This is a genomic window from Paenisporosarcina sp. P4_B8 (assembly GCF_056402175.1).
Window position 1 is genome coordinate 36,105 of the sequence record NZ_JBFUHX010000017.1, and the last position, 23,739, is coordinate 59,843.

The following is a 23,739-nucleotide window of genomic DNA, read 5'->3' on the forward strand; positions in this document are numbered from 1 at the left end:
CATACTAATTAGCTCTGGCGGAAACTTGAGATAGCTCAAAACGTTGATTTACAGTTCAATGTAACTGAGCCTAAATAATAAAAACCTCGCACTTATGCGAGGTTCTCATCTTCTTTATTCCGCTACATCACCGATGAAGTAGACACTGCTGACACGCCAGTTTCCATCCTCTTTGGCAAAAACGGTTACTTGTCGACCTGTTCGGTCAAGTTTAGCACCTGTTGACTCCTGTTCAAGCGAGATCGCAAGTGAAGCAAAGACCTGAGCTTGGCTTTTGTCATACTTAATGACCGTCACATCTTCAGCTGTCCGATTAGCTTTATATTCTTTAAACGTTTTTTTAATCATCTCTTCTTCTTCCTTGTAATCAAACCCTTCAGGTTCTTTAGCGATGACAGACATATACGTCTCAAAGTCTTCGTTATTGAAAGAAGTCATATAGGTATCAAATGCAGCCAATATTGCCTTCTTTTCATCTGCTGGCACATCTTGTGCCTCTTCAATTTCAGAACCCGACATCTCAAAGCCAACATCAGATTGTTCCTGATCCTGATTCTTCACACCATGTTCCAATGCATTATTTTCACTTGAAGTTTCCCCATCGGAAACGGAACCTGCACCGCCTCGGTCTTCTTCACTTGCACAAGCAGACAGTAATATTGAAATTAGCGCTAACACGATCATATATTTGAATTTCATTATAATTCGTCCCTCCTACTCGGCTATTTTGTCATAAAATGATTGCCCTTACAATAATTATAGCCGCATTCAGAATAGAGACGACACCCATCATGTGAAAGTTTCGTGTATTAAAGCGTAGGATTGTTGGATGGCTTCGGATTATAGTGGGCTGTTTCCATTTTGTGCAACCTGAAAGGCTAAACTGTCTACCTGGAACTCCAATCTGTCTACCTGGACAAATTTCACTTGAGAATATCTTGGTGCTTATCATTTTGTGCAACCTGGATGGCTAATCTGTCTACCTGGAATGCAAAACTGTCAACCTGGATGGGCATTCTGTCTACTTGGCAATCTTTTCTAGTAATTCAGTTGCAACTAGATGGATAAAAATGCTATTTTTACATTATCCCAAAGACTAGAAGGAGTGATATTTTATTGTCGGAAATCGAGAAACACCTAAATCGTTAACGGTTTATCTTCGCTTACTAAATAGAGTACCCAAAGAACATCCGCTTTATAAGGATATTGAATCGAGAATCAAACGGATTCGTGCTGGGTACAGCGGTGAAACGTATGTGGACAATTTTTTAAAGAATATTGATTTTCCATGTCCTTATGTCATCTTTAAAGACATTAATGTTCAAACTTCAGCAAACACAAAAGCCCAGTTTGATACATTAATCATTACACCAAAGTTTATATGTATATTAGAAATAAAAGCATTGAAAGGTCGAATCTCTTTCCACAAGACTCCTGCCCAATTAGTCAAAGAAGTCGACGGAGTTAAAACTTCAATGAAATGTCCAGAGGAGCAACTGAAACGTCATGAAAGAAGATTGGTTAAATGGTTGAATACAAATCAAATAAATCTACCCATACGAAGTGCTATTGTTTTCGCATTTTCTAGCACCCTTGTAGATTTGCCCCCTAGGTATTCCAACATAGTGATGGGCTGTGATGTCGGTTCTTATATTGAAGACCTATTTGATCTCCCTCCCGTACTTACAGAAAAAGAATTCAATTCATTGATCGACTCCCTGCAACAGGCTAAAACGAATTATTCCCCCACCCCACTAGTAAATACTGTCCCAATTCAAGATTCAGAGATTGTCAAAGGATTGCTTTGCCCGCAATGCTCTATGAATATTGGCTCTCTTTATAAATGTCCTACTTGCAAAATTACGAGGAAAGTAATCATTGCGAATGCTCTCGAGGATTGGTTTTATTTAATGAAAAACACTATTACTACAAGAGAATGTCTGGATTTTTTGCAACTAAGAGATAAAACATCTGCATCACATATTTTAAATAGAGCTAAATTGATACCTAAAAACAATGGTCGCTATAGATTTTATAAATTATTTGACGATGACTATGAAGGTTCTTTTTCAATGCGAGCTGAAGTGCTTGAAACAAAATAGGAGTTTGTGCTTCTTGGACATCTATTCTGTCTCATGACAATACCATGTCAAATTTTCATTTTGTGCAACCTGGACACCCATTCTGTCTACCTGGAATCCAAAACTGTCTACCTGGATCCTCATTCTGTCTACCTGGACAAGTTTCACTTGAGAATATCTTGGTACTAATCATTTTGTGCAATCTGGATGGCCATTCTGTCTACCTGGAATCCAAAACTGTCTACCTGGAACCCAGTTCTGTCAACCTGGACACCCGTTCTGTCTACCTGGACATCCAAACTGTCAACCTGGACACTAAACTACACACCCGACCCATTGTCATCTCACTAAAAATCAAAAAACCCCTCACTTTTGTGAGGGGTCCAATTAGTCAATTAGCGTACTTCAACCCAGCCATTTTTAATAGCTGTTACGACGGCTTGTGTACGGTCGTTTACATTCATTTTTTGAAGAATGCTAGAGACGTGATTTTTCACTGTTTTTTCAGAGATGAACAATGTTTCACCGATCATGCGGTTACTTTGGCCATCTGTTAATAATTGGAGAACTTCACATTCACGTTTTGTTAGTAAATGGAAAGGACGTCGAATTTCGGATTGGTGGAACGTTCCTTTATTTTCACGTTCACTTAAACGACGGAATTCCGCCACTAAATTACGTGTTACTTTTGGATGTAAGTAAGATCCACCTGCTGCAACCACTTTTATGGCTTGTACAATTGCGTCAGCATCCATTTCTTTCAACATGTACCCAAGAGCACCTGTTTTCAGGGCGTGCGTAACGTAAGATTCATCGTCGTGGATAGACAACATGATCACTTTGGCTTCTGGATATTTCGCCATTAGCTCACCTGTTGCTTCTACTCCATTTTTACGTGGCATGTTGATATCCATTAATATAACTTCCGGTGCATATTGCTCGTACAAATTTAAAGCGTCGCTTCCATCATCGCCTTCAGCAATTACATCAAATGAATCTTCAAAGTCTAGAATTCGTTTTACCCCTTCACGGAATAATTGGTGATCGTCTATAATTACAATTTTTGTCATCGTCATTTCCTCCTAAATATAAGCAGAGCTTATCTCTCTTTTTCCTCAATTAAAGGAATTCGAAACATCATTGTTGTTCCTTTGCCAGGTGAGGATTTCACAACCATTTCACCTTTCAATAGATCGACACGTTCTTGCATTCCAAGTAAACCAAATGAACTATCCCGAACAAGGCGCTGATCAAAACCAATTCCGTTATCTTTCACCGTAACGGCTACTTTGTTCTTATTCCATACAACTTCTACCCAAATTGTTTGGCATTTGCCATGTTTTGTCGCATTCGTCACAGATTCCTGAATCAGACGAAATAGAGCTACTTCATAATTCGGTAAAAGTCGACGCTGTTCTCCATTTGAATGGAAGTGTATTTTGCACCCCATATTATATTCTTCGATAGTCATTAAGTATTTTTTGAGGGTAGGGACTAAACCTAAATCGTCCAATGCCATTGGTCGCAAGTCATAAATAATTCGTCTTACTTCCGACAGAGCATTTCGTACCATCAATTTTAAACTTGAAATTTCTACTAGTGCCTGATCAACACCTTTTTCACGATAAGTCCGTTCAATCAAATCTGATCGAACTAAAACATTGGCCATCATCTGGGCGGGACCATCATGTATTTCACGAGATAGCCTTTTTCGTTCTTCTTCTTGTGCTTCAATAATTTTCAAACTGAAATCTTGTTTTAATTTCGCGGTTTCCAATGCTTGTCCAACATTTTTCAAATCCGATGTTAAGTAGTTGGTAACCACGTTGGCTTGTGTAACAAGTTGATCAGCATGCAAAATAGCATCGTTTAATTCATTTAAACGACGTTCCAAATCATCTCTACGTTCCCGTAGTTGGCGATCTTCCGTACGATTAATTGAAAGTTTAATTTGTAAATCGTTTGCTTGTTCATAAGCTTCACGCACTTGTTCTTCCGTAAACGTGTTAAAATGCTTGGATACATCGCCTAGCCGCTTTCTTGATAGACGGGTATCTTCTTCAAGCAAATCACCTTCTATTAATACATCAGCTAATTTCGAATGGACAATTTCCAATTCTTTTTGCATTTGTAATAAGCTTTGTCGATTTTGTTCGCTTATAATGAAAATATCGTTTTTGGAGCGGTCCATCGTTTCAACCATTTGGCTGAAAATATGATCTAAAGAATTGATATCGACCTTTTTCCCTGACATCGGGTATTCTCCTTTTTCGAGCAACTGTCTGATGAATGCTTAATCATTCATTTCTCTATCTATATTATACGTCATATATGCCTTTATTCCTGCAATGACTGCATTTATTATATCACTATATACACAAAAACATATTAAAATTAGATGACAACTAGATGTCAGCGAGGAGTGGAAAGATTTGAGAAAAGATTATGTCACAGTTAAAGGCTTCGGAGAATCAGAAATTATTATTCAAAAATCCCGATTCCTCACTTACGTAAACCGAGCGGAGACAGAACAACAGGCTCAAGCCTTTATTGATGAAATTAAATCTCAACATAAATCAGCGAATCACAATTGCTCAGCATATATGATTGGAGAGCATGACTCCATTCAAAAAGCGAATGATGACGGGGAACCAAGTGGAACAGCTGGTGTTCCGATGTTGGAAGTTTTAAAAAAACAAGGCTTAAAGGATACTGTTGTTGTCGTAACGCGATACTTTGGCGGTATTAAATTAGGTGGAGGCGGTTTAATTCGTGCGTATGGAAAAGCTACTACCGAAGGAATTCAGGCAGCGCATATTGTCGAACGCCGACTCCACCATTTAATGAAAGTTTCTGTCGATTATACGTGGCTGGGTAAAGTCGAAAATGAAGTGCGTGGGTCCACCTATCCACTCGAACGCATAGATTACGCAGATACTGTTGAAATATTTCTCTACGTGCCTGTATCAACAGAAGAGACATTTGTTGAATGGATAACAGAAATGACGAATGGGCAAGCTAAAATCGAGCAACAATCTTCTAAATTCCTTGAGTTTGACACCTAAATTCGAGCCTTATTTGCGTATATTTAGCAAGAAATATTTAACAGATGTAATGATTTTAAAGAAAATGTAAAAAACATTTCCTTTTACGGTATAGGTAAAGCATTGTATAATGAGGAGTGCTGTAGCTAGAGACGAAACAATGACCTAACTTGGGACGTCTTATTGAGTAGTAGGGTCGAACCCTACCCAGAGGAGATTAAAAATGAATCGAAAACAATATAAAACGACAAGAAGCGGTACCTCGAAAAAGTCATTAATACTAAAAATTTCAGCTATGCTTGTTGCGTCCCTCCTGATTAGCTTAACCGCTTACGGAATTTATTTAGCTAAAAAGGCAGAATCTGCTGCAGACAATTCTTATGAAGCAGTTCAAGATCGTGCAGGTTCAGAATTACGTGAAGAAGCTGTGAAACCCCTTGAAGATAATGTATCCATTCTTTTCATTGGCGTTGATGATAGTGAAGCACGCGGTCAAGGTGAAGGCAACAGCCGTTCAGATGCATTAATGCTTGCAACACTTAATAACAAAGATAAAACCGTAAAATTAGTCAGCATTCCACGTGACTCATTTGTATACATCCCTGAAGTGGGACACAAAGATAAAATAACTCATGCACTTGCTTATGGCGGCACGAAAGCTTCCATAGAAACTGTTGAAGAATTACTTGATGTACCTGTGGATTATTATGTTCGAATGAACTTTAATGCATTCATCGACGTTGTAGATGCACTAGATGGCATTTACGCACATGTTCCTTATGATCGACTTGAAAAAGATGAAAATGACATATACTCCATACAATTAAAAGAAGGCTATCAGAAATTAGACGGCCGCGAAGCCCTAGCTTTGGCCCGTACCCGTAAACTGGATAATGATATTGAACGTGGCAAACGCCAACAAGAAATATTAAGTGCAATTATGAAGAAAGCATCTTCTGCTTCATCCTTTACAAAGTATGGCGATGTAATTGATGCTGTTGGCGATAACATGAAAACAGATATGACGTTTAGCGAAATGAAATCATTCATTGCCTATATCAAAGATGGTGCTCCTCAAGTTGACACACTGTCGCTTGAAGGTTCAGACGACATGTCGACTGGCGTTTATTACTGGTTATTGGATGAAGAATCATTAAATGAAACGAAAGATGTGCTGAAAAGCCATTTAGGATTAAATCCTGATGCATCCAGTTACTCCGATAGTGGTTCTGAAACAGACTCAAATGAGTTTGCAAAAGAAGACGATTTAAACAGTAATGAATAACTTTAAAATCTCGACACTTCAAACAGTGTCGGGATTTTTTTATGCTTAAAGCTACTTCTTTCATCTTTGTGCTTGAACTAGTCAATATGTTTATCTTTTCCCTATCAAACCATAAAAAAACCTCATGCGAGTTTCGCATGAGGTTTTAATCATTTGCCGATCATTCGGACAAAGTTGATTAATGGTTTATAGTTCTTGCCAGCCAAGCCAACTGCTTCTACGAACAATTCGATAGCTACTAACATAACGGCGATTAATAAGATTGCCCCCCACAACGTTGCTTGTGAGAAAATCAAAGCTGCCAGACCAAACATCGATGCCAGTGCATAAATGATAAGAACAGTTTGACTGTGAGTAAATCCTACATTCAATAGGCAGTGATGTAAATGAGATTTATCTGGTGCTGAGAGCGGCTGTTTCAAACGCACGCGTCGCACGATGGCGAAAAATGTATCGGAAATCGGAACACCCAACATAATAATCGGGATAATCAACGAAATCACCGTAACATTTTTGAAACCAAGCAAAGCAAGTACACCAATCATATATCCAAGGAACAAAGCCCCTGTATCACCCATGAAAATTTTCGCAGGGTGGAAATTGTAGAATAAGAATCCGGCAGAACTCGCTGCAAGTAGTGCAGCCATTGCAAACACGAACATGTTACCCATCATAAATGCCATTCCTGCAAGTGTGATTAATGCGATTGTGGATACTCCTGCAGCCAATCCATCAAGACCATCAATCAAATTGATTGCATTGGTGATTCCGACAATCCATAAAATCGTTAATGGGATACTGAAGTAACCAAAATCCAATTCCCCACCAAAAGGTAAGTTAATGAAATCAATTTCCAAGCCGCCATAAATGACGATTCCTGCCGCAATGAATTGTCCAAGCAATTTTGCTTTTGCCGTTATTTCAAACATATCATCAAGTACACCTGTAATAATGATCATAAAAGCACCTAAAATAATATAAAGTGCAGTTGGATCTTCCGGGTGTAGCACAAAGTAACCAATTAAAAATGAACCAAATATGGCTAATCCACCTAAACGTGGCATAATACGTGCGTGAACTTTTCTATAATTAGGTCGGTCGACGGCGCCCACCTTAAAAGCGATTGCCTTCACCACTGGTGTTAGTAGTATCGAAGCGACAAATGCCAGAACCAAAGATAGGTAGAGCATGTCTTTCCTCCTCAAGTTATTACATAATCGTTTATACATATAAATCCATAAGTATTATAGCATGAAACCGATGATGGTAAACAGTATTCGTAAAAATGAATGTTTCTTCCTATGAATATAACCATTAACTCGACAAATAAAACACTTTCATCCTATTAGACGTCCGAAGTGATTATATGTTTCATAGTATTTCCTTCTATTTTTTGTTAAAATAACTAGGTGTATAGAAATAAAAGGAGCGTAAAAATTATGATTTCCCTTTTTAAACGGTCAACAGAAACTAGCGAACGCCAATTAAAGAAATATCGTAAATTAGTAGATCAAATTAATAACCTGGAAAATACATATTCTCAAAAATCAGATGATGAATTAAGAGAAGCCACTCAAGCGTTTAAAAAACGAATTGGAAATGGCGAAAAAATTCAGGCCATTATTCCAGATGCTTTTGCTGTTGTTCGTGAAGCTTCGAAACGCGTCCTAAAAATGCGTCACTTCGATGTCCAGTTAATTGGAGGTCTAGTATTGACTGAAGGCAATATTGCCGAAATGCCAACTGGAGAAGGAAAAACACTCGTTGCATCCCTGCCTTCTTACGTGCGCGCACTTGAAGGGAAAGGCGTTCATGTCATAACGGTAAATGAATATTTAGCGAATCGTGACTTTGAACAAATCGGACAGATCCATCGCTTTTTAGGATTGACAGTCGGCATCAATCTGCCATTGATGCAACCGGCCATGAAACAAGAAGCCTACAATGCGGACATTACGTACGGTGTGGGAACAGAGTTTGGTTTTGACTATTTGCGTGATAATATGGCACCTGACCTCTCCCAAAAAGTCCAACGCCCTTACCATTTTGCCATTATAGATGAAGTGGATAGCGTATTGGTTGATGAAGCCAAAACACCGTTGATTGTAGCCGGCAAAATGTCAGCTGATGCAGATTTACATATGATTGCGGCTCGCTTGGCTAAACGATTTATCATAGAGCGGGACTACGATTTCGATGATGAAACGAAAGCAACATCATTGACTGAAACCGGAATCGAAAAAGTGGAAGCGGCTTTTGGCATTGATAATCTTTATGATTTGGAGCATCAGACTTTATTCCATTATGTCATTCAGGCAGTTCGTGCTCATGTCATGTTTGAACGAGATGTTGATTATATCGTTAAAGAAGACAAAATCTTCTTAGTCGATATGTTTACTGGCCGAATCATGGATGGCCGTACATTGTCTGATGGATTACATCAAGCAATTGAAGCTAAAGAAGGCGTTACGATTACGGAAGAAAATAAAGCCCAAGCCCAAATCACCATTCAAAACTATTTCCGGATGTATCCCCTACTTTGTGGGATGACAGGTACGGCAAAAACGCAGGAAAAAGAATTCCTTGAAGTATATGGAATGCAAGTTCTGCAAATCCCGACAAACCGACCACGCATTCGTAAAGATGAAACGGATCAAGTCTATGAAACGATTGAGCAGAAATATACAGCAGTTGCCAAGGAAGTAAAAGCCCGTCACACAACTGGACAACCTGTTTTAGTCGGAACTACTTCTATTTTGCAATCAGAAGAAGTAGCGAAATATTTAAAACAACTAGGCTTGGACTTCCAACTGTTGAATGCAAAAAGCGTGGAGCAGGAAGTATTCTTGATTTCACAAGCTGGGCAATTAAACCAAATTACCGTTGCCACTAACATGGCTGGTCGAGGAACTGATATCGAACTAGGTGATGGTGTTTCTGATGTAGGCGGACTATTTGTCCTCGGAACTGAAAAGCATGAAAATCGTCGAATTGATAATCAATTACGCGGTCGCTCTGGACGCCAAGGCGATCCTGGTGAGTCTCAATTCTTTATTTCCCTCGAGGATGATATGTTCAAACGTTTTGCAAAAGATGATTTAGAGAAAATCAATAAAAAAGTGAAAACTGATAGCTTAGGTCTTGTCATTGGTAAAGATGTTCATGAATTGACGGAACGTACACAGCGTATTGTCGAAGGATCTCATTTCTCCATGCGTGAGTACAACCTTAAATTGGATGATGTCATTAATGAACAACGAAAAGTCATTTATACCTTAAGAGACAAAGTGCTTGAAAGAAATGATCTGATTGGTCAATTACACAAAATGTTGAATGAAACAGTCGAGTTTGTTGTAGGGGAAAGTTGCTCAGAAGACGAACTTTCTGAACACTGGAATTTCGACCAAATCGAACAAACGATGAATCAAATCCTACTAGCACCTGTTACATTGAATCGTTCTGTTTCTAAAGTGAAAGATATTATTAAACAGCTTCAGCCGGCAGTAAATGAATTGAAAGATTACATGTCCACTTTCTCTGAGCAGCCTGAGGTGATGAATACCATTCCACAAGTGATGCTTGCCTACTTGGATTCGACGTGGGTACGACATTTAGAGGCGATGACACGATTGAAAGAAGGTATCGGTTTACGCGCATATCAACAAGAAGACCCAATGCGTATTTACCAAAATGAAGGTCTGGAGCTTTTTGAAATGCATTACCAGGAGCTACGCCGTTCAATCGCAACCGAGATCATCAACTTTATGAAAATTATTTCAACTCGAGAGGAGACGATTTAATGGGCATTTTTTCGATTTTCAAGAAGACCGAAAAAACAGGTGCTGATAGTACTGTAGAATCAACAGAGTTAGTTAATGGCACTGAACCGAGTGCTCAGTCGGAAGAAGTCACTACAGCATTGTCCCTTCATCCTGCTTGGGATGTACCAAAAGAACAACAATATGTATTCAGCTTCCTTTCGAATGAGCTTGAACCATTAAAACCAAATCAAATTTCCTTATCTGGTATCGATATTGAGCAAGACGACAATACACAAGCTTGGTTGGTTAAAGCATTTTTACGGACATCATTGGCTACTCCGATTACATTGAATACAGCTGAGCTCGTGCTGATCGATCAAAATGAAAAAGTGGTGGCAGTAAAAGAATTCAATCTTGCGGAACTAGGCGAATTGCCTGCAACCAGTGCACGACCTTGGGTATTTGTTTTTGAACAGCCGACTTTAAAAGGAGAACTTCCTAAAGAAGGTTGGCGTTTAGCCTTCAACGTTCAATCGTTAGTACCACACAAGATTGAATTGGAAGCAGCTTGGGAAGAAGCTCTAAGCGACGAACAAAAAGATGGCTTAAAGAAAATTGTTGATTCCCTGCCTAAACTTCATGACAGAGAAGTAAACTTCAGTGGATTCCAGGCAAAAGTTCAGCCAGATGGTACGCTTGCGGTTTCACTGTTTATTAGAAATGGGCACTCTCAGCAAATCATATTAGAGCAACTTCCACTGGAAGTGCTCGATGCGAATGGCAAAATTGTGGCACAGGGCGCATTTACGATTGATCAACTTAAGGTTAATGCAAATACTTCTAAACCCTGGACCTTCTTGTTCCCTAAGGAAATGGTCATCAATAAAGATTCTGATATGTCTAAATGGACCGTCAGAGTGCCTCAGAGCGCTTAAAAGCGATTTATCTATCTCTCAGGTCATATTAAATAGAAAAAGCATGTGAGCAATCGCTCACATGCTTTTCTTATTGCACTTTAAATTCCGATATCGAGTCTTTTACCATTCGGACACCTTTTCCATTCGGTACGAAATGTGTAACGACTAGTCGATAGGATTTCCCTTTCACATATCCTCCCGTAGGTGCACTGACGACAACTTTAGTTGCATCACTTCCCGTACGGACGGCTACACTTTGGCGAGTACCGAACTCATCCTCGACATAAACATGCTTCGTGTTGAAAAATGCGGAATTCATTTGTTGATTGAAAGTCACCGTAAATTGTTTATTTGTATCCACGACTCTCGCTGACGAAGAAGGAACAAACGATTTTGTAGGAATTGGTTGATTTGAATAAACGGCTTGGACCTGGTCAATCCAAATCGAACCCTTACCTTTCTTCGCTGAAGAAGTTTCAGCAATATATATCTTGTTCAATTTCACTGGACTTTGGACATTAGTCGGAATCGTTGCTTCAACGTATTTCCAGCCTACCCAATTAAGTCCTCCATCTTGAGTAAAGTCAATCACTGTTTCGCGACCATTAGCATCTGTAATGGCTGCGCGTAACCAATGATTTGCACCATCTCCATACACCCATGCACCAATTTTCTTAGGTGCCGCAGGAATGGACAAACCGTTCGGCCAAGTCAAGTACGATACGGAGGTACCCTCAGCAAAGCTTGAAAAATCATAAGACAACTTAAGGGAACTGGATCCTTCTTTAGCCTGCAATGTTTTTTCTAAACCAATGGTTGCAGATGAACGGATAGTTTCTGCCTTTAATCCTGTGAGTGAGTCTAATCCACTGACTTGTAATGATTTATTTGAAACCGTAACAGGAATCGACACACGTGCAGATCCGAATGTTCCTGTGATTGAACCCGTAGCTTCACTATTTCCTGCATTGAAAGTAGTGCCGTTGATTGAGCCTACGCCTCCTGTTGTCGTCCAGGAAACAGCTGCAGGATTGAAAATAACTTTCTGATTTTTACTGATTCCATTCACTTGAAAATTAGCTGATTCTCCAAGTCCGACACGAACTTCTGAAGGAGATGCCACTAATTGTTCTATCGTATCGGTAACTGTAACTGGAATTGAAACCGTAGCGGTATCGTATTTTGCGGTGATTTGCCCTGTTCCAGCTTTTACTCCGACGAAGCGATTATTTTCAATCTTCCCTACTCCATTTGAAACTTCCTGAAGTTCTAGTTTCGTAGAATCTACTATTAAAGGGTTATAATATTGATCTAACACATAATTTACTTTAAAACCTAGAGATGCACCAACAGCAACGATTCCCTCTTGATCTTGAGAGACATTTACATGAGTGGCTTGTCCATTAGGTGCAGTACTAATTGCTTCCAAAATAGCAGAGACGGAACGTTCAGTACCATCCGAAGGTCGGTTAATTAGAGATGGATATACATTTCCATAACGGCGTGTAACCATTGCCGTTGATCCACCACCATCCAAGTTGATGGCATTATAAGCGCCGATTGATACGAGGTACTTTGAAAATTCAATAAGTGTCATACCTTGGCTGTAACCAGACTGACGACCATCGACCGTTACGAAATATGCACGACTGCCAGTAGCATCGGTCGCAACAGCGGTACGGGAGGTTCTTTCAGTTGCACGACCGGCAGTGACATCAATTGTCAAAGCCGACTTGCCTTCTTGTACCAGTAAAGGTCCTGATGCCAACATGAATTGTGAGCCTTTCCATGCAGAATCAACATCAACTGTCAGTGAAACGTCATCTCCTATTTTCATAGATGATAATTTAGCACTCGATGTTCCAGATGCGGATAGAACAAAACCATCTTTCGGGATTGTCGAAGAAGTATACTGACCATACGGACGTATAGCGGATACTTTACCGGTCACTTTTTCTCCGAATTTCAACTGGGAGTCTACTTTTTTTGTTACTCCCGTTACAACTACTTCAATTCCATATTGGTTTTGACGGGTTTTTTCTTCACGCAAACCTTCCGTGTATAAAATTAATTCGTTATTTGCTCTATCCCGGTTCATATCTGTCGTCTTAAATGACGACCCATTATGTTCAATCGTACGTTCTAATGAATAACGCCCAACTTTCGCTTTATTTTCAGCCGTCACACCAAATGCAGCTGGCACGTACATATAGTCATTAAAATTAGTCGAAACTCTTCCTAAATTAACGATTTGATCATTTTTTGCCAGTAAATATGAAGGATAACGATTTTCGAAGGTGAAAAAAGATGCATTAATTGCACCAACTACATTATGGCTCGGATATGTATGTTCTTTTGATAAATTAGTTACTGTCTTAAGTGTATTGATTGGATTGGATACCCCGTATTCGATTTTAGTATACGGATTTGTGACATCGATGGAGAGTTTGTTTACTTTTTGTGGGTAACCTCCCACTGATGTCGAGATAGTTTCGTGGTGTATACCAGGAGATAACGTGGCGGCAGAAACGGGTAAACTTGAAAAGACTAGAATGAATGCTAGTAGAAAAGCAGGCATTCTTTTTAATTTTAGGTACATGATGCAGCTCCTTAATGTTAGATTCTACTAATAATTATACTAAAATATAGTAAAATAGGAATAGTCTATTTGTAATTGTTTTCCATAAACGAAAAAGAATCCACAGGAGACCAGTCCCGTGGATTCTTTTTCGCGCATCAACCAAGTTTTTAAGTTTATGAAAATACAAAACAGGAAGTTTAATACGTTTTTATTGTATCACAATTCAGAATTAGTACAAGATGGTAATTTTTCATTTTACAATTTAATCAACTGAAATTACATCTGGCGGTGTAAGTGACCCAGCAGTTTCTGCACGGTAGATGAATAAGGCAAATTCACCTCGTGTAATATTTGCTTTAGAACCAAATTCAGTAGCCGTTTTCCCTTGCGTAATATTACTTTCAAGCAAAGCTGCTACAAAAGGTTTCACTGTTGAAAGAACATCAGTAAATGGAATATCCATAGAAGTAGCCTTTAAATCGTATGTAAGAGCAATGACCTTCGCCATTTGTTCACGTGACATCGATTGATAACTACCGAATGTATTCGCAGATAATCCGTTCATAATACCCTTTGCCGCAAGAGCATTAACAGCCCATTGACGATCTTTAGGGACGTCCGTGAATCCTGCTTGTGGATAATTTCCATCCGGAGTAAAACCATTTACACGGGCAATCATGACTGCTGCATCAATACGTTTGATTTCGTTGGAAATACCGAATTGCGTTTCACTGATTCCCTGTGCATAACCTTTACTGACAATATGGTCTACAGCTGGTTTATATGTATTATTTACATCTGAAAAAGCCGCAAGAACCGAGTTCAAAGGAAGTAGGACGACAATTGCCAATGACAAAAGCAACAAAGTTTTTTTAAACATTTTACTGCTCACCTCTTTTTAAGTCTCTTATGAGTGTAACAAAATATGGAAATGAATACCACCGTGTAAATAGTGCCAGGCCCTCCCTCTCTCAGTTGGGACGATTGAGATTCAAACGAAATGACCTGACACTTTGTTTTGAATGCTTTATGGTACTAGTTTATTAACGAGTGGAATTTTTTGAAGAATCCACACGATGATAAATGATGAAAAGAATATAGCAATCCACACTAGCGGCACTGCAAGTACTGGATGAACCCAATATTCGTCAAACCCTATACGGCGACCATATAACTGGATGATGGGATGTAACAAATAGATTCCCATGCTGGCAGCACTGATTTTTTGAATAACAGTATTCGGCTTGAAGACATTCGGAAACTGCTGAAATAATACAAATAAGAAAACAGCAATCACCACCGTATTCGGGGCAATATACAAATAGAAGAAACCATCCAATCTCCCGTCATTCTGGAGAGTCAAAATATATGTGCCATATGCTGTTACGGCATACCCGATCACGGCTAACAGTCCAAGCAAAGGCAACCATTTCCGTTTGAGAGGATATAAGATTAAATACGCGCCTAAAATAAAGTAGCCAATATACGTACCGAACAGTCCAGCAGACAAAGCCAGCCCAAAATCGAAGAATTTTGGTACGAATGGAAACAAGCTTGACATGACAAACCAAGCTCCTATAAAGTATTGCAGCATTTGTTTAGAAGAGGAACTGACAATTTGTCTTAAAAACGGGGTCATTAAATATAAACCCAAAATAACGTATAGAAACCATAAATGGAAGAACACAGAGTCCGTCAACACCATTTTAATCATTTGTTTCCACGTATGTTCTTCAAACCACATGAATTTGCGATAGACGATGTAAATAATACTCCACGCCAGTAACGGGATTGCGACCTTACTAACCCGCTTCTTGAAAAAAGGGATTAACGGTTCCTGTTGTTTGCGCGTCAACAATAGTGCCCCACTAATCATGAAAAATAACGGGACACTGTTACGTAAGGCAGAATCCAATAGATTTGCAAACCACCAAATTTGGTGACCAATCTCCATACTTGATACTAACTGTGCTACTACATGTATACCTACGACTGAAAAGATGGCGAAAACTCTCATCCAGTCCATATAATCATAACGCTCATTCGACATTCTCTCATATCCTTTCTACATCAAAAAATCTTGAACTAACTTCATTTCTAAACTTCTTTGCTCTCGCGATTCTATTTCGAAGACTCACATCATATTATTCCATATAAAAACGCCTTATCGCAAATTGAATTTACGACAAGGCGTATGAGAATGTAAGCTTATTTTTTAGCTGAAGCTACTTGTGATACGTTTGCAACACGCTTAGCGCCAATGTATTTTGAACCCCAGTAGTAGGGATCGTTAACTTTTGCAATTGAAACACCTTTGCTAGATGATGAGTGAGCGAATTTTCCTCCACCAATGTAAACTCCCACATGAGATACACCTTTACCTGAAGTATTGAAGAAAACCAAATCGCCCGCTTGTAGATTTTTCTTAGCAACTGATGAGCCTGTTGAGTACATGCCTGCAGATGTTCTTGGAAGATCAACACCTACTTGGTTGTAAACATAACCGATAAATCCTGAGCAATCAAATCCGTTTGCTGTCGTTCCACCACGTAAATACTTTGTTCCCATAACATTATTTGCTGCAGATACAAGCTTGCTTGAATCAACACCACTTGAAGCGTCCACTTCATTTGCTAATGGAGCAACAATTAATAGTATAGCGAAAGTAATCATCGTAAGAACTTTAAGGAACTGAGACTGTAACTTCATGAATTAGAATCCTCCGGTTTGGCCCATGGCTAAAAATTTTCTGAAAACTTAACTAAAGTCATCTTACCATGAAATATACCTGTTTTATTTTACAGTTGTGTAACAATGTCGTTACATTATGAGTCGAATTTAAGATAATCTTGTAATAATTGAATGTTCAGACTATTAAACATAAAAAAAGCAGTGACCGATTTGGCCACTACTTTTGCATGTTATTATTTTAATAAGTACTTACCAAATCCATCTGTACCTTCACCCAAGTAGCTGATATTACCACTAGTTGGAATAACTTCAACCGCTTTTTTAGATGATTCAAACATTACTTTAGCTGATGCAGGCAATGTTGTAAACTTCCAGTTGCCGTCAGCAGAAGGATCAATTGTTTTCTTTTCGATAATGTAGTCGATGACCGCTTGGCGGTTTTCAACTGTATATATTTCGACTTCTTTAGCATTTCGTACGCCTGGGAAAGTACCGTTTGCTCGGTAGTTGTTTGTAGCAACGATGAATTCCTGTTTAGGATCGATTGCTTTTCCATCATACTTCAAGTTTTTGATACGTGATGCATTGGCATTGATTTCTTTGCCATCAGCATCATATTTTGCTGGTTGTGTTACATCGATTTCATACATCACTCCATCAATTACGTCAAAGTTGTATGAACGGAAGTTAGTATTGATCAGAGATTGTTCTGCTGTTTTCGTTGCGTCGATTTGGTTGAACTGACCTGCAGACATCTCAAGCCATTCTTTCACGTCAGCTCCTGTAAGTTTTAAAGTAGAGACAGTGTTGTCGTATAAGTACAAATCTGCGACGTTCTTGATTGCCAATTCACCTTTTGGTACATATGTGTAATACTCTGGATCGCTGCGGGTACCTGCTTTGAATGGTGCTCCTGCAGATAGAATAGGCAACTTGGCGTCAGCAGTTCCTGCTAATTCTTTTTCAACAAACCATTTTTGAGCATTTGTTACGATTTGAATTGATGGATCATCTTGAACTTGTGAGAAGTAACTATGGATGATGGCAGTCGTTGTTCCTACTGCTTTACGCACATATTTAATTGTTCCTTCGTGTGCAACTTTAACGGATTCTACTACTGTAGGATCTACATCACTTTCATCTTTTGCAATCGCTCGTACTTCAGCTTTAGAAGAAGAAACTGTCCAATCTTTTCCTTTCTTAGCTAACGTCAAATCGATTACACCCAAATGGCTGCCGAACTTGCCAGACATTACTACGGGTTTCCCGTTGATTGTACCTTGTTCAACATTCACGCCAGTCAATGAAGCATCAACTTTCCCAGGGAATACTTGATGTGCATGTCCTGTAATAATTGCATCGACGCCTTCAACTTTTGTCATCAAATAGGACACATCTTCTTCGCCTTTTTCGTGAACCATGTCACCCATACCTGAGTGGGACAGAACGACAATTACGTCTGCACCGTCTTTTTCCATTTTAGGAATAAGTGCTTCTACAGCATCCACTGAATCGTCTACAGTGACTTTTCCTTCTAAATGAGACTTGTCCCATTTAAGAATCGCTGGAGGGACAATTCCAGTTACACCGACTTTAATGGTCGTTTCTTTTCCTTTAGAATCTTTCACTTTTTTATCAATGATGACATACGGAGTATACATATTCTTCCCTGTCTTAGCGTCTTTCACGTTTGCATTTACATAAGGGAAGCCAGCATCGTCCATCACTTCATTCAAGTATGGAAGACCATAGTTAAACTCATGGTTCCCAAGAGTGGCAACGTCATAATCCAACAAATTAAGAGCCGCTATCGATGGGTGAACTTCCCCATCTTTCAATGGCTCCACTGATGATTTGAATGAGCCTAGTGGAGTCCCTTGAATCAAATCTCCATTGTCGAATAACAAAGTATTGCCATTTTCTTTACGGGCATTTTTGATTAATGTTGCTGTCTTTGCAAGACCCAAGCTGTTGGATGGCGTATCTTTGTAATAATCATAGTTCACTATATTCGTATGGATATCAGAAGTTCCAAGAATTCGTAGCGCTACTGTCGTATTCGCCACAGATGCCTTGTATTCTTTCAGGAAACGTTGCACGAGTGCACTCATTTCCCCTTTGCTTACATGGTGACCTGGTCTTACTGTTTTGTCGGCATATCCAAGTAAGAAGCCCATTCCAACTCCTTTTGAAAGATCAGAGCGTAAACTTCCGCTGATTTTATTGCCATCCTTGAACTCTTTTAAGTTACTTATCGGAAAACTCTTATCAGTCCCGATACCACGAACCGCAATTACAAATGCTTGTTCACGATTTAGAGTTCCGTTTGGATCGAATTTTGTTGCAGTTTTGCCATTGATTAGTTTTAACTCAACTGCTTTTTCAATATACGGTTTCAGTTCATTTGGAACGTCATCAAATTTAATCGTTTTTCCAGTTCCAAGTTCCACGCCCATTGCAGTAATTAGTGCCTTCACATATTCTCCGCGCGTAGCATCTTTTTCTGCAGCAGACGTTTCTTGGCTTATCCCCAAACCACTTACAGCTAACGACATTGCTAATGCTGAAGCGGATACTTTTTTCCACATTGTCATGCATTTCTCCCCTTAATTCGAAATAATGAAACAAATTCATTATACCAAATTTAGGATGTCGGAATGTTAAGTCTATGTGACTGTTTTATGAAGTTTTCCTACTATTTTCCTATTCTTAAAGCTCATTTTTTATTGGCTATATTAAATGGTATTGTAGATATTCCGCAAAACCGCTCCGCTTTCCGTGGGCGAGCACCGAGCCTCGCTCTCGACTGTCTCGCTTTACCACATGAGTCTCCTCTGATTTGCTACATATCTCTTTATAAGGAAAAATCAAAAGGGAACTTTAACATATCTTCTTTATTATCGATTAATATTAGTTCTTCAAAATATTAATAGAAAAAGAAAAGAACCTATCTTTTTCACAGATAGGCTCCTTATACACTATTTAGTTAACTGGATAGTACTCCGTGAGTTCAGCGGTATTTACATCAAAGACATACGTTGTTTTCCCATTCACCTTAAACAAATCCAGTCCTAATCGAGGTTCTTTTCCTGTATGTTGAATTGAATCAACTTCTTCCTGGTAGTAAAGAGGAATAGCATATTTTAAGTAATCAATTGATTGCTCAATTGTGAGTTTTAGTGGATCTTCTTTAAACGTACGTGGCACGTACGTTTTGATTTTCCATGTATCACCGCTTCGTACTAATTCAATCGTGGCACGGTAACCCGAATTAATCCCATTTGAAGGAACGGTCGCATCCACTTTTAGAACATTGTCCGTTTTCGAAACGACTCTGAATGGTAATCCAAATTGGAAGTCATGTATAACATTTGCGTTATCACAGTTATAACATGACGCTTCATATTCTTTTAATGCTTGTAATAAGTATGGCTCCACCACTAGCTCTGACAAATCATCCTTAATATCTGCAGCTTTATGATTCGGATGATATTTTTCAAGACCTTGAATCATGATAATTCGTGTTTTGCGAGTAGCTTCATTAACGGCATTCATCACTTCGAAGTCATTATAAGTAGATCCCGGAACTTTTTTAAAGGCACGATACATGAAAGCTGACATTTCACCTCGGGTCAACTTTTTATCCGGTGCAAACGACGTCGCCGTCACACCTTTGGTCACTCCATTGCGGAAAATCGCATCAACGTAAGGCGCCCAACGTTCATTGACATCAGTAAAAGGTACAGTAACATTCGTTTTCACTGAATAATTGAATGCTCCTGACAAGATGCGAGTCATTTGCGAACGTGTCAATTCAACGTCGGGGCGGAATGACCCATCTTCATAGCCATTAACATACCCTAGTGAAGCAATTGTGGAAATTGCTTCATAATAGGCACTGTCGGATTTAACATCTGGGAAGCTCTTACTGATTTCCGGCTCCATGCCAAGAAGCATATACAGCATGTATGCTGCTTCCCCACGAGTGACGATTCCAGCGGCATCAATCAACACTTTACCATCATTCGTATATTCTGCTTCCAATACTTCTTTCATGTTCATAGAATAGACAGCCTCATAGAAAGTGTTGTTCATGGATAAGTCGGTATAGATTGAATGTTTTACACTGGCATTGGCTTCATTGACAAATGAACTTGCAAACAAGATTCCTAGTGACAAGGATGCAATTACTTTTTTCATCATCATATCCCTCTTTCCATTATTATATTAATTCCGTTTCCAAGCTTCATTGGCAGCGTGCAAACCGACTTTATGATTCTGTTTCCAAATGCCATCCCAATAAGCAAGTGGAACAGGCGCCTCTCCAGCATACGGAGCAATCTCCACTGTAACACCAGGCATCTTCGTCACTTTAATAAACCAATCCGCGGAAGAACCTGTTCCTTTTCTATAATAAGGTGGGACAACTGTATATCCTGTAATCGATTTAAGCTGATTCACATATTGAACATCCCTGCTCAGTTGCGCTCCTGCTTGGAAATTGAACCAATACAGGACTTGTCCAGAGGAATGATAAGAGACATTGGACATAAACTTATGTTTCTCGACGAAATGCTTCAAAGCAACTGCTTCTGGTTCAGAAAACGCACGTGGTCCACGGTAACCCATCCAGTTTGGCTTAGTAATATTATTATCAATATAGCTCCATCCTGCATCAAAGTTTTTGTTCAAATCGACTCCCCGCACATTCGCTTTCCAACGTGCAAAGTTACTCGAACCGTTGATTTTTCGAGCAAGTGCGCCATTTGTAACAGCACCTTGCCCACCTTGAACCAGCGTAACACCATCAGGATTCATCATTGGAACGAACCATATACTCGTTTGATCCAATACCGTTTTAACGTTATATCCAGCAAAGGTTGTTTTGTTATTGTAATGAAGAGAGTAAGTATCAATCATTTCTAAAAGTACATTGGTTGTCATGTGCTCCCGTGCATGCATGGATGCATCAAATAATATTTCTTTCTTTCCATTCCCTACTCTTAACGCGTAAATTCCCCGTCCTTCTACACTTTTCCCGATGAGTTCAAACTTAGTGAACTCCGGGTACATTCCCGCTATCACTTGCATCCAATAGGACATTTCTCGGTGAGAAATGTTTTTCTTTGGTTGAACAAGGTTTGAATGTGTCACATTTTTCAAAGGAATATAAGCTACTGAACCAAGAAATTCAATGACGCCTTTATCTTTACTGAAGTTATGTAATGTCAGCACGCTTCCTCGACTTAAATAACCGATTGTAGTTCCTGAGCTGTTCGTAATAGCTGTTTCTTTTTCCACTCGTACGGACGCAGGAAACATCGGTTTAGCCGCTGGTTTAATTGTTGCAGCTGTACTGGATGGCCAAGTACCCTTTACAGGAATTTGATAGGTCTTCCCTTTTGCGACAAATTGATGATAACCACTAACTTCTTTCTCACGATTAATGATAAAACCAGACGCTAAGGATCCGACTTGAATTCGCTCACCACTGCGTACTTCATATAACGGAAGCTTAGTTTCCAAGACTTGAATCGACATTGCTGGTTTTGTGAAAGATATGATTGCATCATTCCCCGGGAAATATCCGACTTTCCCTGCGACCAAAACTTTGAAGAATCCATTTTCGTAGCCAATTGTCGTGAAAGAAACTGCTGAATTCCCACGAACTAACACATTGCTTGACGAAGACTTTTCACCGAAAATAGTAAAGTTAGTTTTTGTATTAATTTGTCTTTCGGTGCCAGTTTGAACGTCCGGCAATACTTTGTCGGTTGGTGCCAAAAATCGACTTTCCATGAAAAAGGTTTTTCCACCGATAGACACTTGCAACATAGATGCATTTTGTGTCGGTTGGTATTGAACTGTGTTACCTGCTCCTTCTAAGGTTGCGACAGCATTTGTCATTTCCATTGATGAATACAATGGTACTTGATTGTTAGTTAACTGACCATGCATCATAGAATCATTTGCGGAAACCAGTTGTGGAAGTGAAAATCCAATTCCGATAACAAATAAAAAGATTAATAGTGATTTTTTCATCTCTTTGCTCCTTCAGTATGTAATATAGGTAAAGTATATTTCATATAGAAGGCAGTTTGTGTGAATATTTACTAAATGAATCTATCTGCTTACTGCTTACTACTTACTGCTTACTAAAAGGTTTTGTGGTTGAAATTGGATTATTCTTCGACTCTATTAATAAACGAAAACTAACAATCAATGACAATTTTTATTTGTCTTTTTTTCTCCATTGGTATAAACTACTTGACCGTTTTTCGTGATAACATGAATACACCATTTTGGCGTGTTTGGATAATAAACAACCTACATTCATTTGTGTAAAAGAGGTATTTTGAGCATAGAGTGCTAATCCTATGAATAGAGATTTATATTCAAGAGTATTAAACAAGTCTTCTGTTTTTAACACAGGATTTTCATTTCCAATTACAGAAAAAGTGGAAATTCCTAATAAAATCACCGTTAGAACAATTGTTGATAATTCCACCAACTTTACTAATTCATTCCCTAACCTTATTTTAATTTGGGATACTTTTTCAATTTTTTGTGTTGTATAATTGGAAAATATTTTTATTAAAATAATATTTCCGATTTCCTCTAATTTATCAGGTATTTTCATTTTATATGTATAGAATGCATATAAGACCGATGATATTGTAAATATCAATAGTATCCCAATGACAAATTCATTTCTTGTTATTACATCAATTCCAAAAAACCGGAATGCAATAAAAGCAACACTCACAATTGAAAATGAAGTTAAAATTAAACTGACCATAAATTCTTTAAAGAATAATACAAAGATTAATATAAGGTCAATTTCCTCAAAAGCTGCTAATAATGCTTGTTCAATAGTTTCAACAGCAATAGCAAGTAAAATAAAAACTGTGATGAAGGGAATTAACCCAAAACTATTATCACCCCCAATAAATAGTGGAGTTAGTGTTATAAATATTGTATAAATAACTATTGAAATTACAGCAGTATTAATATTTCTATCTGTTCTTTCCAAAACCATTCTCCTTCTGCAAATTATATTGATTTCCGTAGATAAAAAAATAAACTCCCTTTTTACTAAAATGCTTGCTGACTATTGATAAATTATTCTATTGGACTTCAGGGATATTAAACGTTAACTATCCTATAACTAGAGAACATCTTTAATAATTCCTTGTTCTAAAATTTGTCCGTTAACTGTTAGAACAAATCAATTTGCAATTCTATTAAGGGATCATTAGGATCATGAACAAGAAGTGAATAAGTACCCTCTAATTCATTAAACTTTGAATGCTGATCCCCAACTGTTTAATTCTTTTTTCAATTAAATTTATAAAATTACTTTTATTAATTTTACCACC

The 23,739-nt window shown here is 38.6% G+C and carries 17 protein-coding genes; 5 read left to right on the plus strand and 12 right to left on the minus strand.

Annotated features, from left to right (window positions below; translation table 11 throughout):
* Nucleotides 1–114 precede the first annotated feature (114 nt).
* Nucleotides 115–699: a nuclear transport factor 2 family protein gene (locus AC1DSK_RS14430; RefSeq protein WP_477548402.1), complete on the minus strand. Its 585-nt coding sequence runs from the start codon at nt 697–699 to the stop codon at nt 115–117.
* A gap of 527 nt (nt 700–1,226) precedes the next feature.
* Here AC1DSK_RS14430 and AC1DSK_RS14435 point away from each other — a divergent pair.
* Nucleotides 1,227–2,102: a nuclease-related domain-containing protein gene (locus tag AC1DSK_RS14435; protein WP_477548421.1), complete on the plus strand. Its 876-nt coding sequence runs from the start codon at nt 1,227–1,229 to the stop codon at nt 2,100–2,102.
* A 374-nt stretch (nt 2,103–2,476) separates the two neighbouring features.
* On the opposite strand, the gene AC1DSK_RS14440 is transcribed toward AC1DSK_RS14435, so the two are convergent.
* Nucleotides 2,477–3,151 carry a response regulator gene (locus AC1DSK_RS14440; RefSeq protein ID WP_016428071.1) on the minus strand — a complete coding sequence of 225 codons (675 nt, stop codon included), beginning with the start codon at nt 3,149–3,151 and terminating at the stop codon, nt 2,477–2,479.
* Nucleotides 3,152–3,180: 29 nt separating this feature from the next.
* Nucleotides 3,181–4,335 (minus strand): sensor histidine kinase, encoded by a 1,155-nt coding sequence (locus AC1DSK_RS14445; RefSeq protein ID WP_016428072.1) that lies wholly within the window; start codon nt 4,333–4,335, stop codon nt 3,181–3,183.
* A 178-nt stretch (nt 4,336–4,513) separates the two neighbouring features.
* Between AC1DSK_RS14445 and AC1DSK_RS14450 the strand changes: the two genes are divergently transcribed.
* Nucleotides 4,514–5,146, plus strand: a complete 633-nt coding sequence (locus tag AC1DSK_RS14450) for a YigZ family protein (RefSeq protein WP_477548403.1) — start codon at nt 4,514–4,516, stop codon at nt 5,144–5,146.
* Between the two features lie 202 nt (nt 5,147–5,348).
* Nucleotides 5,349–6,410 carry an LCP family protein gene (locus AC1DSK_RS14455; protein WP_477548404.1) on the plus strand — a complete coding sequence of 354 codons (1,062 nt, stop codon included), beginning with the start codon at nt 5,349–5,351 and terminating at the stop codon, nt 6,408–6,410.
* 149 nt (nt 6,411–6,559) lie between these two features.
* Here AC1DSK_RS14455 and AC1DSK_RS14460 read toward each other — a convergent pair whose 3' ends face one another.
* A complete protein-coding gene (locus AC1DSK_RS14460; RefSeq protein WP_016428075.1) occupies nt 6,560–7,600 on the minus strand; it encodes a glycosyltransferase family 4 protein in 1,041 nt (346 codons plus the stop codon).
* Nucleotides 7,601–7,849: 249 nt separating this feature from the next.
* On the opposite strand from AC1DSK_RS14460, the gene secA2 reads away from it, so the two are divergent.
* Nucleotides 7,850–10,210, plus strand: a complete 2,361-nt coding sequence (secA2, locus tag AC1DSK_RS14465) for an accessory Sec system translocase SecA2 (RefSeq protein ID WP_477548405.1) — start codon at nt 7,850–7,852, stop codon at nt 10,208–10,210.
* Nucleotides 10,210–11,106, plus strand: a complete 897-nt coding sequence (locus AC1DSK_RS14470) for an accessory Sec system S-layer assembly protein (RefSeq protein WP_477548406.1) — start codon at nt 10,210–10,212, stop codon at nt 11,104–11,106. Before secA2 ends, AC1DSK_RS14470 begins: the two co-directional genes overlap by 1 nt.
* 70 nt (nt 11,107–11,176) lie before the next feature.
* Here the strand turns inward: AC1DSK_RS14470 and AC1DSK_RS14475 are convergent, their stop codons facing one another.
* The 8 genes from AC1DSK_RS14475 to AC1DSK_RS14510 form a co-directional block, all read right to left on the minus strand.
* Nucleotides 11,177–13,687 carry a phosphodiester glycosidase family protein gene (locus tag AC1DSK_RS14475; RefSeq protein WP_477548407.1) on the minus strand — a complete coding sequence of 837 codons (2,511 nt, stop codon included), beginning with the start codon at nt 13,685–13,687 and terminating at the stop codon, nt 11,177–11,179.
* 244 nt (nt 13,688–13,931) lie between these two features.
* Nucleotides 13,932–14,549 carry an S-layer homology domain-containing protein gene (locus tag AC1DSK_RS14480; RefSeq protein WP_477548408.1) on the minus strand — a complete coding sequence of 206 codons (618 nt, stop codon included), beginning with the start codon at nt 14,547–14,549 and terminating at the stop codon, nt 13,932–13,934.
* 147 nt (nt 14,550–14,696) lie between these two features.
* Complete coding sequence (locus tag AC1DSK_RS14485) at nt 14,697–15,719, minus strand: acyltransferase (RefSeq protein WP_477598310.1); 1,023 nt, start codon at nt 15,717–15,719, stop codon at nt 14,697–14,699.
* Between the two features lie 158 nt (nt 15,720–15,877).
* The gene (locus tag AC1DSK_RS14490; protein WP_477548410.1) at nt 15,878–16,378 is read right to left on the minus strand and encodes a C40 family peptidase; all 501 of its coding nucleotides are present in this window, start codon (nt 16,376–16,378) and stop codon (nt 15,878–15,880) included.
* Between the two features lie 215 nt (nt 16,379–16,593).
* Nucleotides 16,594–18,948, minus strand: coding sequence for a bifunctional 2',3'-cyclic-nucleotide 2'-phosphodiesterase/3'-nucleotidase (locus AC1DSK_RS14495; protein ID WP_477548422.1), 2,355 nt, complete (start codon nt 18,946–18,948; stop codon nt 16,594–16,596).
* Nucleotides 18,949–19,342: 394 nt separating this feature from the next.
* The gene (locus AC1DSK_RS14500; RefSeq protein ID WP_477598312.1) at nt 19,343–20,563 is read right to left on the minus strand and encodes an S-layer homology domain-containing protein; all 1,221 of its coding nucleotides are present in this window, start codon (nt 20,561–20,563) and stop codon (nt 19,343–19,345) included.
* Nucleotides 20,564–20,587: 24 nt separating this feature from the next.
* Nucleotides 20,588–22,402, minus strand: a complete 1,815-nt coding sequence (locus AC1DSK_RS14505; protein ID WP_477548412.1) for a M14 family zinc carboxypeptidase — start codon at nt 22,400–22,402, stop codon at nt 20,588–20,590.
* A gap of 190 nt (nt 22,403–22,592) precedes the next feature.
* Nucleotides 22,593–23,393, minus strand: a complete 801-nt coding sequence (locus AC1DSK_RS14510; protein WP_477548413.1) for a hypothetical protein — start codon at nt 23,391–23,393, stop codon at nt 22,593–22,595.
* Nucleotides 23,394–23,739: the final 346 nt, after the last annotated feature.